The following is a 13,458-nucleotide window of genomic DNA, read 5'->3' as shown; positions in this document are numbered from 1 at the left end:
TCAGGGGTCCAGCGTCGCGATATAGGATACCAGCGCGGCGATATCGGCCTCGGATCCGATCGCATCGGCCATCGCCTTCATCTGCCGACCCGGGTCATCCTCGGGATGCGCGCCGCGCCGCCCGACGCGGAAGGCGTCCAGTTGCTCGGCCAGATACCAGCCATATTGCCGGGCCAGCCGGGGTGCATTCAATGCCTCGATGCCCTGCGCCCGCGCGCCATGGCACGAAATGCAGCCGGAATAGAGGCCCCGGCTGCGAAATCCGGGCGGATCGTTGTCATCCTCCAGCACCGGCAGCGGCAGGCTGGCCAGGTAGCTGGCAATTTCGGCGGTATCCGCCTCGCTCACATCGGGCAGCAGTTCGACCATGGCAACGGCCATGTCGTTGTCCGGGTTCACCTGTCGAACGCCGGATCGGAAATGCCCGACCTGCCGGATCAGATAGCCCGCGTCCAGCGCCGCCAGTGCCGGAGCGCGCAGCTCGCCATTGCCCTGACCCGTTTCGCCATGACAGCCCGCGCAGCTCTCTGCGTAAAGCGCAGCACCATCGGCGTCGGCGGCGCTGGCGGCCAACAGCGCCACAGGCAGGACAAGGACTGAGAATGCGCGAAAAATCATCGGCGGCGGGACCCTTCTGAAGCGGCGATTTGAACAAGCCTATGCAGGGACGCGGCGGAAATATTGACAGGCTCGGCAAGAGAATTGACATTTTCGGCCATGAATCGTGCCACGCTCTCTATGCAGAACACCCATGCCCCGGTCACGCCCTGCGGCTGGCTGGTCGCGGCGCTGCTGGAGGCCGGGGTGCCGCTAGCCGAGATCGAGGCCTGGCTGGGCCAACGGCTGCCGCCGGATCATCGGGACCGGACGGTCCTGCCGTCAGAGCAGTATTTCCGCTTGTTCGAATGGGGCGCCGGCGTCACCGCAAACCCCGATCTGGGCATCCAGATCGCGGCGCATCTGACCAGCCGGGATTTTGGCCTGCTGGGCTATCTGCTCGAGAATTCGGATAGCCTTGGCACCTGGCTGCATCATCTGACCACCTATAACGCGGTGTTTTCGCAGGATGCCGAGATTTCGGTTATGCGCGCGCAGGGCAGCGTCGTTGTCGGGTATAGCCCGGTTCCGGTTGCGGGGTTCACGCCGCTTCAGGATATCTGGAGCAGCATTGGGATGATCGTGCACGCCATTCGCGTCGCGACAAGATGCGATTGGTATCCCGCGCGCTGCCGGTTCAGCACGCCCTGCCCCGCCGATACATCGGCGCTTGAAGCCCTGCTTGGGCCAGAGCTGCATTTCGATCACAAGACCAACCAGATCGAGCTTCCCGTGCGCGATCTGGACCTTGCCATTCCCGGCGCCGACCCGGTTCTGCTGGAGATCCTGAAGCGGCAGGCCGACGGAATCGTTGCCACGCTCAGACAGCAGGAAGAGATCGTCAGCAGGCTGCGCCTGATGATCACCGCTCATCTGGCCGAAGGTGGCTTCGACACGGTTCGGGCGGCGCGTGCCCTCAATATGTCGGTGCGCAAGCTGCACCGCACGCTGGCCGAACGCGGGACATCATTTCGCAATTTGCGCAACGAGGTGCTGGGTGAAACCGCCCGCGCGCATCTGGCAGACCCCGGCATTCAGATCACCGAGATCGCGCACAGGCTGGGATTTTCGGAAACCAGCGCCTTTACGCGGGCCTTCAAGGCGTTGGAGGGGATGACACCCAGGGACTTCCGGGCGCGTTCGCTGGGCAAGACGTGAGCCCGCATCGCCGTGGCCTGCCGGTTACGCCATGTCCAGAACCGTGCTGATGGTTGTCAGGCTTGACCGCAACAGCGCGTCGTTCAGCCCGCCAAAGGCCAGACGCAGGGCGTTCGGCGTGGTTGGACCGACGGCATAGGGTTTTGCCGTGGAAACGGCGATGCCGCGATTGGCAAGTCTGGCCACCACCTCTTCGGCGCGCAGTCGACCGGGCAGCGGCACCCAGGCAAAGCCGGCGTTGCGATGGGCGCTGAAATCGTGGTGGCCCAGGCAGGCCCGGCAGATCGCCTGCGCCCGCGCGCCTGCGGCGCGGCGGGTCTGTTCGAAATGCCCGATGGTGCCGTCCTCGATCCACTGGGTCACCAGCGCGGTGATCAGCGCTGGCGTGTTCCATGTGGTCGCCCGGATCGCCATGCTGAGCGCCCCGGCCAAATCCGGCGGCACCACGACATAGCCCAGCCGCAATCCGGTGGCGAGCACCTTGGAGACGCCGCCGATATAGACCGTCCGCTCGGGTGCCAGTTCCAGAAAGCTGGGCGGGGGATCGGTTTCGAGAAAGTCATAGGCCCCGTCCTCGAAGATCAGCAGGTCGTGGTGCCGGGCAATGGCGACGATGGCGCGGCGGCTGTATTCGTCCATCACCGTGCCCAGCGGGTTGTGCACGCTGGGCATCAGGTAAAGCGCGCGCAGCCGCGTTTTGGCGCAGACCCGCAGCAAGGCAAGCGGATCCATGCTGCCAAGCTGCCCGGGCACCGGATGCAGTTCCAGATCGCGCAGCCCGACAACGGCGCGAAAGCCCGGATAGGTCAGCGGATCGGTTGCGATCCCGTCGCCGCGTTTGAGCAGGCCAAACGCAACGACGGAAAGGCCGTGTTGCGCGCCAGAGGTGATGAACAGCCGCTCGGGCTCGATCTTGCCCAGGCGCGGTGACAGGTAGTTGGCGATGACACGGCGTTCGGCCAGCACGCCGCCATGGGGCTGATATCGCAGCAGCGCGTTCAGATCGCCCCGGCCCGCCAGCCCGCGCAGCCCGGCGCGCAGAACCTCGCCATCGCCCGGATCGCCGGGCATGTTGAAGACAAGGTCGATGCCGGGCGCCTCCTCGGGCTGTTCGATCCCAAGCGTTGGCGGCACCTCTGGCTGGCGCACGAACATGCCCCGACCGCCCTCGCCCACGATCAGCCCCCGCTGTTTCAGCGTGTTATAGACACGGGTGGCGGTGGCCAGCGCGACGCCATGTTCCTCGGCAAAGGCGCGATGCGTCTTCAGGCGGGTGCCCGGCCTGATCTCTCCGGCCTTGATCCGGGCCGCGAGCGTTTCGACGAGTTTGGAATATTTCATCACGGCCCTCGGAGCGCTTCCAGCGTACTTGATACAATAAGTTTATTGTACTGCATTTGATCGCGGGTCAACCATTGCTGCATCGCTCCGAGAAAGGGAAACCGATGCGGGATCATGTCAGCCGCGCCATTCTTGCCAGTGCCCTGTTTGCGGCCACCTATGCGGTGAACCTGCAAGCGCCGCTTTATGCGGTTTATGCCGGGAACAGCGGGGTTGGTGCCGCCGCAGTGACCGTCGCCTTTGCCGCCTATGTCGCCGGGCTGATGCCGACACTCATCCTGTTGGGTGGCCTGTCCGACCGGATCGGGCGGCGCCTGCCGATCGCGCTGGCGCTGTGTCTGGGCGCGGCGGGAACGGCGCTGCTGGCTGTTGTGCCGACCTGGCCGTCTCTGGTGCTGGCCCGCCTGCTCCTCGGTGTCTCGACCGGGCTGGCCACCACCGCGGGCACCGCCTATATGGCCGAACTGTTTGGTGCCGACCGGACCCGGCAGGCCACGCTGCTTGTCACATCGGCGACCTCGCTGGGCTTTGGTGGCGGCGCGCTGGCCACCGGGCTGTGCCTGAGCCTGGGCGGTCCAAGCGTGATGCCGGCCAGCTTTGTTGCGCTGTTCGTGGCCGCGCCCCTGCTGGCGCTGGCGGTGCTTGGCTTGCCGCGCGCCGATACACCCCACCCGGTCGCGCTGTTGCGGCTGCCGGTCTTTCCGGCGGGCAGCTGGCAATTCGGCGCCGCGCTGGCGCTGGCCTGGTCGGCCACCGGCATGACCATCGCGGTGGTACCGCTGCAACTCGCGGCGCAGGGGCTGGGCGCCTATACAGGCATGGTGATCTTTCTGGCGATCTTCGTGGGCTTTCTGTCGCAACCCCTGGCGCGCAGGCTGGGTAACAGGGTGGCGCTGTCGGTGGGTTTCGTGCTGGTTCCGACGGGTTTTGTGACCTTGCTTCTGGGGGTCTGGACGCAATCCATCGGGCTGGTTCTGGCCGGAACCGCCATAACCAGCGCGGCAAGCTACGGGTTCACCTATCTCGCCAGCCTGGCCGAGTTCGCCCTGCGCGCGCCGGACAACCGCGCCCGCGCCGCCGCCGGGCTGTTTGTCTACGCTTATGTCGGGTTCTCGCTGCCCACGATTGGCAGCGGCGCGCTGGCCGATCGGTTTGGCCTGTTGCCTGCGATGACGGTCTTTGCTGCCCTGCTGGTAACGCTCACCTGGGCTGTGGCCTGGCGTGGGGCAAAGGTGGCCGAACTGCGCCAACCCGCGCAGTAGAACCGAAGCCCGACATGCGCAGACGCGCCGGGCGGATCACTCTGCCGGCGCGTCTGTCGAACATGTCGGCCGCTCCGCCGCCGCTCCGCCTGTGGACCGCGTCAGAACGCGATCTCGGTGCCAGCGCCGGCGGCGCGGGCGCGCTCGACCACGGTGGCGGCGACCGCCAGATCCTGCAATCCCACACCCGTGCCGTCAAACAGGGTAATCTGCGCATCGGAGGTCCGGCCCGGGTTGGTCCCGTTGATGACCGCGCCAATCTGTGCCACGTCAGCCGCCTGGATCAGGCCATGCGCCACCGCGTGCTGCGCTTCGCCGATAGAGATGGACTGTGCGACCTCATCGGTGAACACGTCTGCCATCACCAGCAGTTGGGGATCGACCTCCTGTTTGCCTTTGGTGTCTGTACCCATGCAGGCAATATGGGTGCCGGGGCTGACCTGATCCGCCTTCAGGATCGCGTCAAAGGACGAGGTGATCGTGATGATCACATCCGCCTCGCGCATGCCGTCCAGCTCTACCGCCTCAAAGGGAAGGCCGGCTTCGTCCGCCACTTCCTGCAGGTTCACCAACATCTCGGGATGGAGGTTCCAGCCGATAACCTTCTCGAAGTTGCGCTGCTCCAGCGCCGCGCGCAGTTGGAACTTGGCCTGGTGTCCGGCGCCGATCATGCCGATCACCTTGGCGTCCTGGCGGGCCAGATGCTTGATCGAGACTGAAGAGGCCGCGGCCGTGCGCAGCGCGGTCAAGAGGTTGCCGCCCACCACAGCCTGGCATCTGCCCGTGTCGGCATCGAACAGGAACACGGTCGATTGGTGGTTTGTCAGCCCCTTGTCGGCGTTGCCGGGCCAGTATCCGCCGGATTTCAGACCGAGATTGAGCGCCTGGCGATCAAACCCCGATTTGAACCCGTAAAGCGCATCCGCATGGCCGATCGCCTCGCGGATCACCGGAAAATTGCGGGCGGTCCCCGCCGCCATGGAGGCAAAGACCTGTTCGATCGCCTCGAAACAGTCCTGGCGGCTGATATGGTCTTTGATGATGGCTTCCGGAACGATGTACATGCTCTGTGCCTCTTGTGAAAAAACGGGGCGGGCGCACCCGCCCCAGTCAGGGGAGGTAAATCAATAGGCCTTGCCGCGGGCCGAGACCGGCCAGACGCATTCGACCTTGCCGCCGCGCACGCCGACATACCAGTCGTGCACATTGGCGGTGGGATCGCAGTGACCGGGCACCAGACGCAGCTTGTCGCCTACCTTGAGTACACCGTTCGGGTCGGCGACCACGCCATGCTCGTCCGAGCATTTGATGTATTCCACATCGTCGCGACCATGGACAAAGGGCAACCCGCTATCGACCGACTGCGCCTTCAGCCCGGCATCGACAATCGCCTTGTCGGCTTTGGCGTGGCTCATCACCTGGGTCAGGATGAACATGGCGTTTTCCCATTCGCCCTTGTCGATCCGCTGGCCGTTCTGATCGAGGATCCGGCCGTAATCGGCATCCATGAAGGCGTAAGAGCCGCATTGAAGCTCGTTATAGACGCCTGAATTGGCCTCGAAGTAATAGCTGCCGGTGCCGCCGCCGGACACAAGTTCGGGGTCCAGCCCCACCGCTTTCAGACCCTGAACAGCGCTTTCCACCATCTCGATGGCGATATCCAGCTTGGCCTTGCGGTCCTCGTATTTATCCAGATGCTGCATCGCGCCCTGATAGGCCTGAATGCCCGTGAATTTCAGGTTTTCGGCCGCATCGACCGCCCGGGCGATGGCGACCACATCCTGGGTCGTGCCGACCCCGCAGCGCCCGGCGCCGCAGTCGATTTCGATCAGAACCTCCAGTTCGGTGCCATGTCTGAGCGCCGCCGCTGACAGATCGGCCACATTGGCCAGATCATCGACACAGACGATGATGCGGCTGCCCAGTTTGGGCAGTTGTGCCAGCCGGTCGATCTTGAGCGGGTCGCGCACCTGGTTTGACACCAGCACGTCCTTGATGCCACCGCGCACAAACACCTCGGCCTCGCTCACCTTCTGGCAGCACACGCCCACGGCGCCGCCCAGGCGTTCCTGCAACTTGGCCACATCCACCGATTTATGCATCTTGCCATGCACCCGGTGGCGCATCCCATGCGCCTTGGCATAATCGCCCATCTTCTTGACGTTGCGCTCCAGTGCGTCGAGGTCCAGCACCAGGCAGGGGGTCTGAATTTCGGCCGCATCCATGCCCGGTTTGGCCGGAATGTCGAAGCCGACTTCGAAATTGTCCAGATTGGTCATGTCTTTCATCTCGCTCACCCGTTCATCCAAGGAAGTTTGTCCAGATCGACGTTGCCGCCGGTAATGATTACGCCCACGCGCTTGCCCGCAAATGCCTTGCGGTTCTTCAGGATCGTCGCCAGCGGCACCGCGCTGGAGGGTTCCATCACCACGCGCAGGTGTTTCCATGTCAGCTTCATCGCCTCGATGATCTCCTGCTCGGAGGCCGTGTAGATTTCGGCCACATGGTTGCTGACGAAATGCCAGGTCAGATCCTTGAGCGGTACCAGCAGACCATCGGCAATGGTCTTGGGTGCGTCATCGGCGATGATATGGCCCGCCTTGAAGCTGCGATAGGCGTCATCGGCCTGTTCCGGTTCGGCCGCGATCACTCGGGTCTCGGGCGCCAGTGTCGACAGGGTCAGGCAGGTGCCAGAGATCATGCCGCCACCGCCGATCGGTGCCACCACGATATCCAGACCATCGGTCTGTTCCATCAGTTCGCGCGCGCATGTCCCCTGCCCCGCGATCACCCGGGGGTCGTTATAGGGATGCACGAAATCGCCCCCGGTTTGCGCCTGCACCCGGGCAAAGGTCTCTTCGCGCGCGCTGGTCGAGGGGGCGCATTCGGTGATGACCCCGCCATAACGGCGCACCGTGTCCTTCTTGGCCTGCGGCGCGGTGCTTGGCATCACCACGTTGCAGGGGATACCGCGCAGCATCGCGGCATAGCTCAGACACGAGGCATGATTGCCCGATGAATGCGTGGCGACCCCCTTTGCGGCCTGGGCATCGTCCAGGCCAAACACCGCGTTGGTAGCGCCGCGTATCTTGAACGCGCCCGGCTCCTGAAAGTTCTCGCATTTGAAGAACAGCTGCGCACCGGTCAGCTCGTTGAGGTAATCCGAGACCCGAACCGGCGTGCGGCGGATATGGGGTTCGATCCGCGCATGCGCGGCAAGCATGTCCTCAAAGGTCGGTATATACATCTCTCACCTCTCTCAGGCCGCCGCGAGCAGGGAGGTCGCGCTATGGGAGCGGAAGTACTCCTGCGCGGCCGCCACGCCCGATCCAAGCCCTATGTCGAGACCCAGATCGGCCATGCACATCTCGGCGGTGGCGATGCCCGACAGCGTCATGACATCGGTCAGGCTGCCCAGATGGCCGATGCGGAACACCTTGCCCGCGACTTCGCCCAGCCCGACGCCAAAGGCGACGCCATATTTGCTGGCGGCATGGGTCACGATATCGGTGGCATTGAACCCCTCGGGCGTGCGGATGGCGCTGACCGTGTCGGAATAGAGATCCGGCGAGGCGGCACACAGCTCCAGCCCCCAGGCGTGAACCGCCGCGCGCACCCCTTCGGCGATGCGGTGATGGCGGGCAAAGACATTCTCCAGTCCCTCGTCCAGCAGCATCCTGCAGGCCTGGTTCAGCCCGTTCATCAGGCCCACGGCGGGGGTATAGGGATAGGCGTTGTTGGCATAGCCCCTGGCCATGTCATGCACATCGAAGAAGGTGCGCGGCAGAGTGCCGGTCGCGGTGGCCTCCATCGCTTTGGCACTGAACCCGACAATTGCCAGCCCGGCGGGCAGCATGAATCCCTTTTGCGAGCCGGTGACGGCCACATCGACCCTCCATTCGTCGAAGCGGAAGTCCATCGAGCCGATCGAGCTGACCCCATCGACGAACAGCAGCGCCGGATGGCCCGCCTTGTCGAGCGCGCGGCGTACCGCTGCGATATCCGAGCGCACGCCGGTGGCGGTTTCGTTATGGGTGGCCAGAACCGCCTTGATCCGGTGATGCGTGTCGGCGGCCAGGATCTCTTCGTAGCGATCCGCCGGCAGCCCCTCGCCCCAGGGTGTTTCGACCACCTCGACCGCCAGCCCATGACGCTGGCACATGTCGATCCAGCGATGGGAAAACATGCCGTTGCGCGCGGCCAGCACTCCGTCACCCGCCGACAGCGTGTTGGTCAGCGCGGTTTCCCAGCCCCCGGTCCCGGTGGAGGGGAAGATGAAGATCTCGGCGGTTTCACTCTTGAGCACCGCCCGGACCCCCGCACGCGCCGGGTGCAGGATTTGCCCGAACAGCGGCGACCGGTGGTCGATCGTCGGCATGTCGCAGGCCTTGCGCAGGCTTTCCGGTATATTGGTCGGCCCAGGGATGAAAACGGGGTTCTGGAAACTCATCTTGTGCCTCGTTCAACGGATTCGATGCCCCATCATCGACCGGATCAAACCACTTGACAATTTTTTTGAAATTGTTTTTCATTTACTGATGAAGAGACATTATTGCTTTGATAGCAGCGATTTATAATTTTTCACTTGTAACATTCAAAGATCAGAGAAACGAAAAATCGGCAGGAGTGCAGCGGTTTGGCGACGGAGAAGCGGAAAAGAGGGCGGCCCAAAAGCTTTGCCGACAAGAGCGAGCAGAACACCAATCAGTCGCTTGACCGGGCCATCGACATCCTCGAATGCCTCGCCTCGGCCCGCGGGCTGGCGCTGTCAGAGGTGGCCGAGCGGCTCGATCTGGCGCCGGCCACGGTGTACCGGGCACTGCACACTTTCGAGAGCCGTCGCCTGACCGAGATCGATCCGGAAACCCAGACCTGGCATATCGGGCCCGACCTGTTCCGCCTGGGCTCGGCTTTTCTGTTGCGCAGTTCCCTGGTGGAGCGCGCCCGGCCGGTTTTGCGCAAGCTGATGGAAGTCACCGGCGAGACCGCCAATATCGGGATCGAGCGCGACGGCGAGATCCTGTTCCTGAGCCAGGTGGAAACCCAATCCAACATTCGCGCCTTCTTTCAGCCCGGCACCCGCGCGCCGCTGCATGCCTCTGGCATCGGCAAGGCGCTCCTGTCGCAATATGACCGCGCCCGCATCGACAGGCTGCTGCCCGAGATGCGGCTGGAACAGTTCACGATGAAAACCCGGTTCGACAAGGAACAACTGCTGAGCGAGCTCGACCTGATCCATCGCCGGGGCTGGGCGCTGGATGACGAAGAGCGCACCCATGGCATGCGCTGCGTGGCCGCCCCGATCACCGATTTCACCGGCGAGGCTATTGGCGGCATCTCGGTATCGGGCCCCTCTGACCGGATGCCCGACGCGCGGCTGACCGAGATCGGCAATATCGTGCGCGACGCCGCGCTCGACCTGTCACGCAGGTTGGGTGCGCCCTTGTCCGTCAGCATCCGCCCCTCCACCGATGAGGCGTGAGCGCAAGGTAAAATCATGACTATGCATGATTGCGATGACTCATTGGGGCAGCAGCAACGAGCAGGTCGACGAGCAAGCCCACCCGGGCATGCGTATCGCTGACAAGCGCACGTGCCAGGCTCAGCATCGGCACGATGACCGACCAATGGCCAGGCCGCGGCGCGCGCCGGCCGGCCTATTCGGCGGAAAGACTTTGCAACGTTGTCCAGTGCCCCGAAGATGCCGCGAAGGCCCTCACCCAGTTCGGGGGTCTCGCCAAACAGCGTGCCCTTTTGGTTGTGCCAGAACCGCGCCGTGCGAGGGGTTCGCGAGCGTGCCGATCGCACCGAACTCCTCGGCGACCCGTGCTACGGAGCCGCCGGTCCGGGCGTGAACTCTTTTTCCCGCTACAGCATGACCAGCCGGTGAGTGGCCCGATCATGCCACTTGTCATTTGTAGCCGTCTTGCATTCTTGAACATCTCAGATGGCTTCGCACCGCCTCAACGTGGAAATCTATATCCTCCGGGGATTTACATGCGGCCCAGACGGTTCTCCTCGTCGATTACCCCGAGGGTGCAGCCATCCCCCGCCCATCGCCACAGCACGATGTTCAGGTCGCTGTCCGAGGCGCCCTTGGCATGGCTTTGGACGAGAAGACCCACATAGCCATCTGCCACAAGCCCGCGCGCGAAATCCTGTGTCGGCACCTCTCGCCCGTCCAGCATTGCCTGACGCCAGCCGGGATCGGCAAGCATCCGGGCGCTGACGCCCCGCTGTTCCAGTTCTCCTGTGTCGCGGCTGTCAAACACGGGTCCAAGATCGGCGCGGTATGAAACCAGGATTGTCGGTTGCAAGCTGCCGACCTGATTGGCTTCGCGCAATGCGCTGGCCGGATCAAGCGCGGTATAAAGCGCCGGGATACCCCTGGCGTTGAACCGCCCGCCATAGCGTTCAGCGCCGCGCCCGGACAAGGGCTCGCGGGCATAGACCGGGTTCAGGGCACGGTAGAGCGGCCCCCTATAGCGCCCGTGCCGCAATGGCATCAGGCAAAGACGCCTGCATCGACCGCGTCGACATAGTCCAGAACCTGCTGCACCTTGCCCTCTTGCACAAGCTGCATCGCCGTGCGGCCATCAAAACCGGGCAGTGGTTCGGATCGGTACCAGGCATAGGCCATCAGTTCCGATCCAAAGCGCGGCTCGACCTTGTTGAGCACCTCCACCAGTTCCCGCAGGCGGCGTTGGGTCTTGTCCGAATTGATGCGGGCACGGCGTTGCAGCGCGTCCTTGCCCAGACCCACCGTCATAGCGACCTCTTCGGCCGAGGTCCGCAGCGCCGCGGCGATCTTGCGCGGTTCGAACTGTCCCCCTTCGGCAAATTTTGTGATGTGCATAACTGCGCCTCGCCGGTAACTTTGACGATATATAGCGTCATAATCGCCGAATTACAAGGCGCTGCCCGTCTTGGATCAGACGAAGGTACCCGATCGTCAGAGGGGCATAGGGATCGGCTCGCCGCTGCGCCCGCCGGTTCCAGGCAGCGAATTTGAGCAAAATTCTGCTGGCCGCGCGGTATCTCAGGGGGGGTGTTTCCCCCTCTCCGCCCCCGGGAAGGTATCGCTTCGTCGCGGAAAGACAGGCATTTGGCGGGGCCGGTTCCCCTTTCGCGGGATGCAAGGCGCCGCAGCTCACACCCTACAGTTCTGAAACAGCGCGTGATTTCGGGTTCGATTGCCATCGCGATATCAGAAGACAATTGCGGGCGTCACAAGGGCCCGGGCAGGACAAGGGAAACGCCTATGTGTGGAGTGGTCGGTGTCGCCGGTGTGGGTGACGCACAGAAAGAGATCCTCGGGATGCTGACCAATCTGGAGTATCGCGGCTACGACTCTTCGGGCATGGCGGTGCTCAGCAACGGGCGGCTGCATGTCGTCAAACGGCAGGGGGCGCTGTCAGAGCTGAAGAAGGAACTGGCCAAACCCTCGGTCCCGTTGCACGGCTCTTCGGGGATCGGCCACACCCGCTGGGCCACCCATGGCGCGCCCTCGGACATCAATGCACATCCGCATCTGTCCAGCGACGGCAAGGTTGCCATCGTGCACAATGGGATCATCGAGAATTACAAACCGATCAAGGAACAGCTGCTTGATGACGGCTATGTGTTCCAGTCCGAGACCGATAGCGAGGTCATCGCCAATCTGGCCGCGAAACTCTATCAGGAGTGCGGCGCCGGCAGTTACCGCCAGGTCCTGTCGCGCTTGCAGAGCCGGCTGGTGGGCGCCTATGCGGTGGTGATCCAGTTCGCCGACGCGCCCGACCTGATCGGCGGCATCCGCAACGAATGCCCGCTGAACTATATCCAGAACGACGGCCAATCGGCGATCTCGTCCGACCTGTCCAGTCTGGTCTCCTATGGCAGGGACGTCTTTTGCCTGAAGGACAAGCAATGCGTGATCCTTGGCAATGAGGGGGTCGAGGTGTTCGACGAGTCGGGCGCCGAATCCGAGGCGATTGCGATCACCATCAACTGGTCGGTCGAAAAGGCGCGAAAGGATGGCTATGACACTTTCCTGCAAAAGGAAATCCACGAGGAGCCGGCTGCGGCGCAGGCGTTCTGTCGCGAGATCCGCAATCACAGGGCAGCGCTTGACGCCTATCTGAAGCAACACAGCTTTACCAAGATCGTGGTTGTGGCCTGCGGTTCGGCCTCGTTCAGCGCGATCTTTGCCGAAGCCCTGGCACGGCAGTTCGAACTGCCGGTCGACGTGATTTCCGAGGTGGGTTCGGAGATGCGGTACAATCCTCCCATCATTTCGTCCACCACTCTGGTGCTGGCGATCAGCCAATCGGGCGAGACCGCCGATACCATCGGCGCGGTCAAGGCAGCCAAGCAGAAAGGGGCGCAGGTCGTCGCTTTCGTCAATGTCGCGGGCAGTACGCTGGAATTTGTCTCGGATCTGGTGCTGCCGCTTTCGGCGGGCCCCGAAATCTCGGTGCCCAGCACCAAAACCGTGACCAACATGTTCCTTGCGGTCTATTTCTTCCTCGACGCCATGCGGCAGGCCCTGAGCGGCGCGCGCGACGAGAGCTGGTTCACCTCGGCCGAGGACTTTCGCGCGGCGCTGGCCGAAATGGTCGGGCGGGAGCGTGAGTTCCGCAGCATCGCCGATCGGATCTCGGGCTATCAAAGCTGCTTTGCCATCGGGCGTGGGGTCGACTTTTCGATCGCCAAGGAAACCGCGCTCAAGTTCAAGGAAACCTCGTATCTGCATTGCGAGGCGATGAATGCGGGCGAGTTCAAGCATGGCAGCATATCGCTGATCGAATATGGCATGCCGGTGCTGTGCATCCTGACCGACCAGGCGCAGCGCAAGAAAATGGTTTCCAACATCAACGAGGTCCGCGCGCGCGGGGCGCAATGCATTGTCATTTCCGACCTGCAACCCACCGAAATCGAGGATGCCGAGGCAATGACGGTGATCACCGTTCCCGCTGTCGGCCCCGTCTGGAACACCATCCTGACGCTGGTGGTTGCGCATTACATCTCGTTCCTGATCGGCACGCTCAGGGGGATTGATGTCGATCGGCCGCGAAACCTGGCAAAATCGGTCACGGTGGAATAGGCGGCACACGCAGGG

12 protein-coding genes are annotated in these 13,458 nt (G+C 63.4%); 4 read left to right on the top strand and 8 right to left on the bottom strand.

Going from position 1 to position 13,458, the window contains the following annotated elements:
- A complete protein-coding gene (locus SPO_RS20595; protein ID WP_011241932.1) occupies positions 1-618 on the bottom strand; it encodes a c-type cytochrome in 618 nt (205 codons plus the stop codon).
- Positions 619-738: 120 nt separating this feature from the next.
- On the opposite strand from SPO_RS20595, the gene SPO_RS22345 reads away from it, so the two are divergent.
- Positions 739-1,755, top strand: coding sequence for a helix-turn-helix transcriptional regulator (locus SPO_RS22345; RefSeq protein WP_051420471.1), 1,017 nt, complete (start codon positions 739-741; stop codon positions 1,753-1,755).
- A 24-nt stretch (positions 1,756-1,779) separates the two neighbouring features.
- On the opposite strand, the gene SPO_RS20585 is transcribed toward SPO_RS22345, so the two are convergent.
- On the bottom strand, positions 1,780-3,096 hold the full coding sequence (locus SPO_RS20585; RefSeq protein ID WP_011241930.1) for a PLP-dependent aminotransferase family protein: 1,317 nt from the start codon (positions 3,094-3,096) through the stop codon (positions 1,780-1,782).
- Between the two features lie 104 nt (positions 3,097-3,200).
- Here SPO_RS20585 and SPO_RS20580 point away from each other — a divergent pair, with 104 nt between their 5' ends.
- Complete coding sequence (locus tag SPO_RS20580) at positions 3,201-4,358, top strand: MFS transporter (protein WP_011241929.1); 1,158 nt, start codon at positions 3,201-3,203, stop codon at positions 4,356-4,358.
- 101 nt (positions 4,359-4,459) lie between these two features.
- Here the strand turns inward: SPO_RS20580 and bhcD are convergent, their stop codons facing one another.
- From bhcD to bhcA, 4 genes are read right to left on the bottom strand one after another with little or no spacing between them, the layout of a single operon-like run.
- Positions 4,460-5,422, bottom strand: coding sequence for an iminosuccinate reductase BhcD (bhcD, locus tag SPO_RS20575; protein WP_044029519.1), 963 nt, complete (start codon positions 5,420-5,422; stop codon positions 4,460-4,462).
- A gap of 60 nt (positions 5,423-5,482) precedes the next feature.
- The gene (gene bhcC, locus SPO_RS20570) at positions 5,483-6,646 is read right to left on the bottom strand and encodes a 3-hydroxy-D-aspartate aldolase BhcC (protein ID WP_011241927.1); all 1,164 of its coding nucleotides are present in this window, start codon (positions 6,644-6,646) and stop codon (positions 5,483-5,485) included.
- Positions 6,647-6,651: 5 nt separating this feature from the next.
- Positions 6,652-7,605, bottom strand: coding sequence for a beta-hydroxyaspartate dehydratase BhcB (gene bhcB, locus SPO_RS20565; protein ID WP_011241926.1), 954 nt, complete (start codon positions 7,603-7,605; stop codon positions 6,652-6,654).
- Between the two features lie 12 nt (positions 7,606-7,617).
- The gene (bhcA, locus tag SPO_RS20560) at positions 7,618-8,808 is read right to left on the bottom strand and encodes an L-aspartate--glyoxylate aminotransferase BhcA (protein ID WP_011241925.1); all 1,191 of its coding nucleotides are present in this window, start codon (positions 8,806-8,808) and stop codon (positions 7,618-7,620) included.
- Positions 8,809-8,994: 186 nt separating this feature from the next.
- Between bhcA and bhcR the strand changes: the two genes are divergently transcribed.
- Entirely contained in the window at positions 8,995-9,840 is an 846-nt protein-coding gene (bhcR, locus tag SPO_RS20555) for an HTH-type transcriptional regulator BhcR (protein ID WP_011241924.1), read from the top strand.
- Between the two features lie 511 nt (positions 9,841-10,351).
- Here bhcR and SPO_RS20550 read toward each other — a convergent pair.
- Both SPO_RS20550 and SPO_RS20545 read right to left on the bottom strand, forming a co-directional pair.
- On the bottom strand, positions 10,352-10,864 hold the full coding sequence (locus tag SPO_RS20550; RefSeq protein ID WP_011241923.1) for an RES family NAD+ phosphorylase: 513 nt from the start codon (positions 10,862-10,864) through the stop codon (positions 10,352-10,354).
- A complete protein-coding gene (locus SPO_RS20545; RefSeq protein ID WP_011241922.1) occupies positions 10,864-11,214 on the bottom strand; it encodes an MbcA/ParS/Xre antitoxin family protein in 351 nt (116 codons plus the stop codon). Before SPO_RS20545 ends, SPO_RS20550 begins: the two co-directional genes overlap by 1 nt.
- A 405-nt stretch (positions 11,215-11,619) precedes the next feature.
- On the opposite strand from SPO_RS20545, the gene glmS reads away from it, so the two are divergent.
- Positions 11,620-13,443 (top strand): glutamine--fructose-6-phosphate transaminase (isomerizing), encoded by a 1,824-nt coding sequence (gene glmS, locus SPO_RS20540; protein ID WP_011241921.1) that lies wholly within the window; start codon positions 11,620-11,622, stop codon positions 13,441-13,443.
- The last annotated feature ends 15 nt before the right edge of the window (positions 13,444-13,458 follow it).

Origin of the sequence: Ruegeria pomeroyi DSS-3 (assembly GCF_000011965.2) — a bacterium.
Classification (GTDB): Bacteria; Pseudomonadota; Alphaproteobacteria; order Rhodobacterales; family Rhodobacteraceae; genus Ruegeria_B; species Ruegeria_B pomeroyi.
The sequence above is the reverse complement of the archived record's forward strand: the minus strand, read 5'-3'. Positions and strand labels throughout refer to the sequence as shown.

Excerpts from the sequence above, each read along its gene's own strand:
- SPO_RS20550 (WP_011241923.1), bottom strand. The coding sequence starts at position 10,864 with ATGCCATTGCGGCACGGGCGCTATAGGGGGCCGCTCTACCGTGCCCTG.
- bhcC (WP_011241927.1), bottom strand. The coding sequence starts at position 6,646 with ATGAAAGACATGACCAATCTGGACAATTTCGAAGTCGGCTTCGACATT.
- SPO_RS20595 (WP_011241932.1), bottom strand. The coding sequence starts at position 618 with ATGATTTTTCGCGCATTCTCAGTCCTTGTCCTGCCTGTGGCGCTGTTG.
- bhcD (WP_044029519.1), bottom strand. The coding sequence starts at position 5,422 with ATGTACATCGTTCCGGAAGCCATCATCAAAGACCATATCAGCCGCCAG.
- bhcB (WP_011241926.1), bottom strand. The coding sequence starts at position 7,605 with ATGTATATACCGACCTTTGAGGACATGCTTGCCGCGCATGCGCGGATC.
- glmS (WP_011241921.1), top strand. The coding sequence starts at position 11,620 with ATGTGTGGAGTGGTCGGTGTCGCCGGTGTGGGTGACGCACAGAAAGAG.
- SPO_RS20580 (WP_011241929.1), top strand. The coding sequence starts at position 3,201 with ATGCGGGATCATGTCAGCCGCGCCATTCTTGCCAGTGCCCTGTTTGCG.
- bhcA (WP_011241925.1), bottom strand. The coding sequence starts at position 8,808 with ATGAGTTTCCAGAACCCCGTTTTCATCCCTGGGCCGACCAATATACCG.
- SPO_RS20585 (WP_011241930.1), bottom strand. The coding sequence starts at position 3,096 with ATGAAATATTCCAAACTCGTCGAAACGCTCGCGGCCCGGATCAAGGCC.
- SPO_RS20545 (WP_011241922.1), bottom strand. The coding sequence starts at position 11,214 with ATGCACATCACAAAATTTGCCGAAGGGGGACAGTTCGAACCGCGCAAG.
- SPO_RS22345 (WP_051420471.1), top strand. The coding sequence starts at position 739 with ATGCAGAACACCCATGCCCCGGTCACGCCCTGCGGCTGGCTGGTCGCG.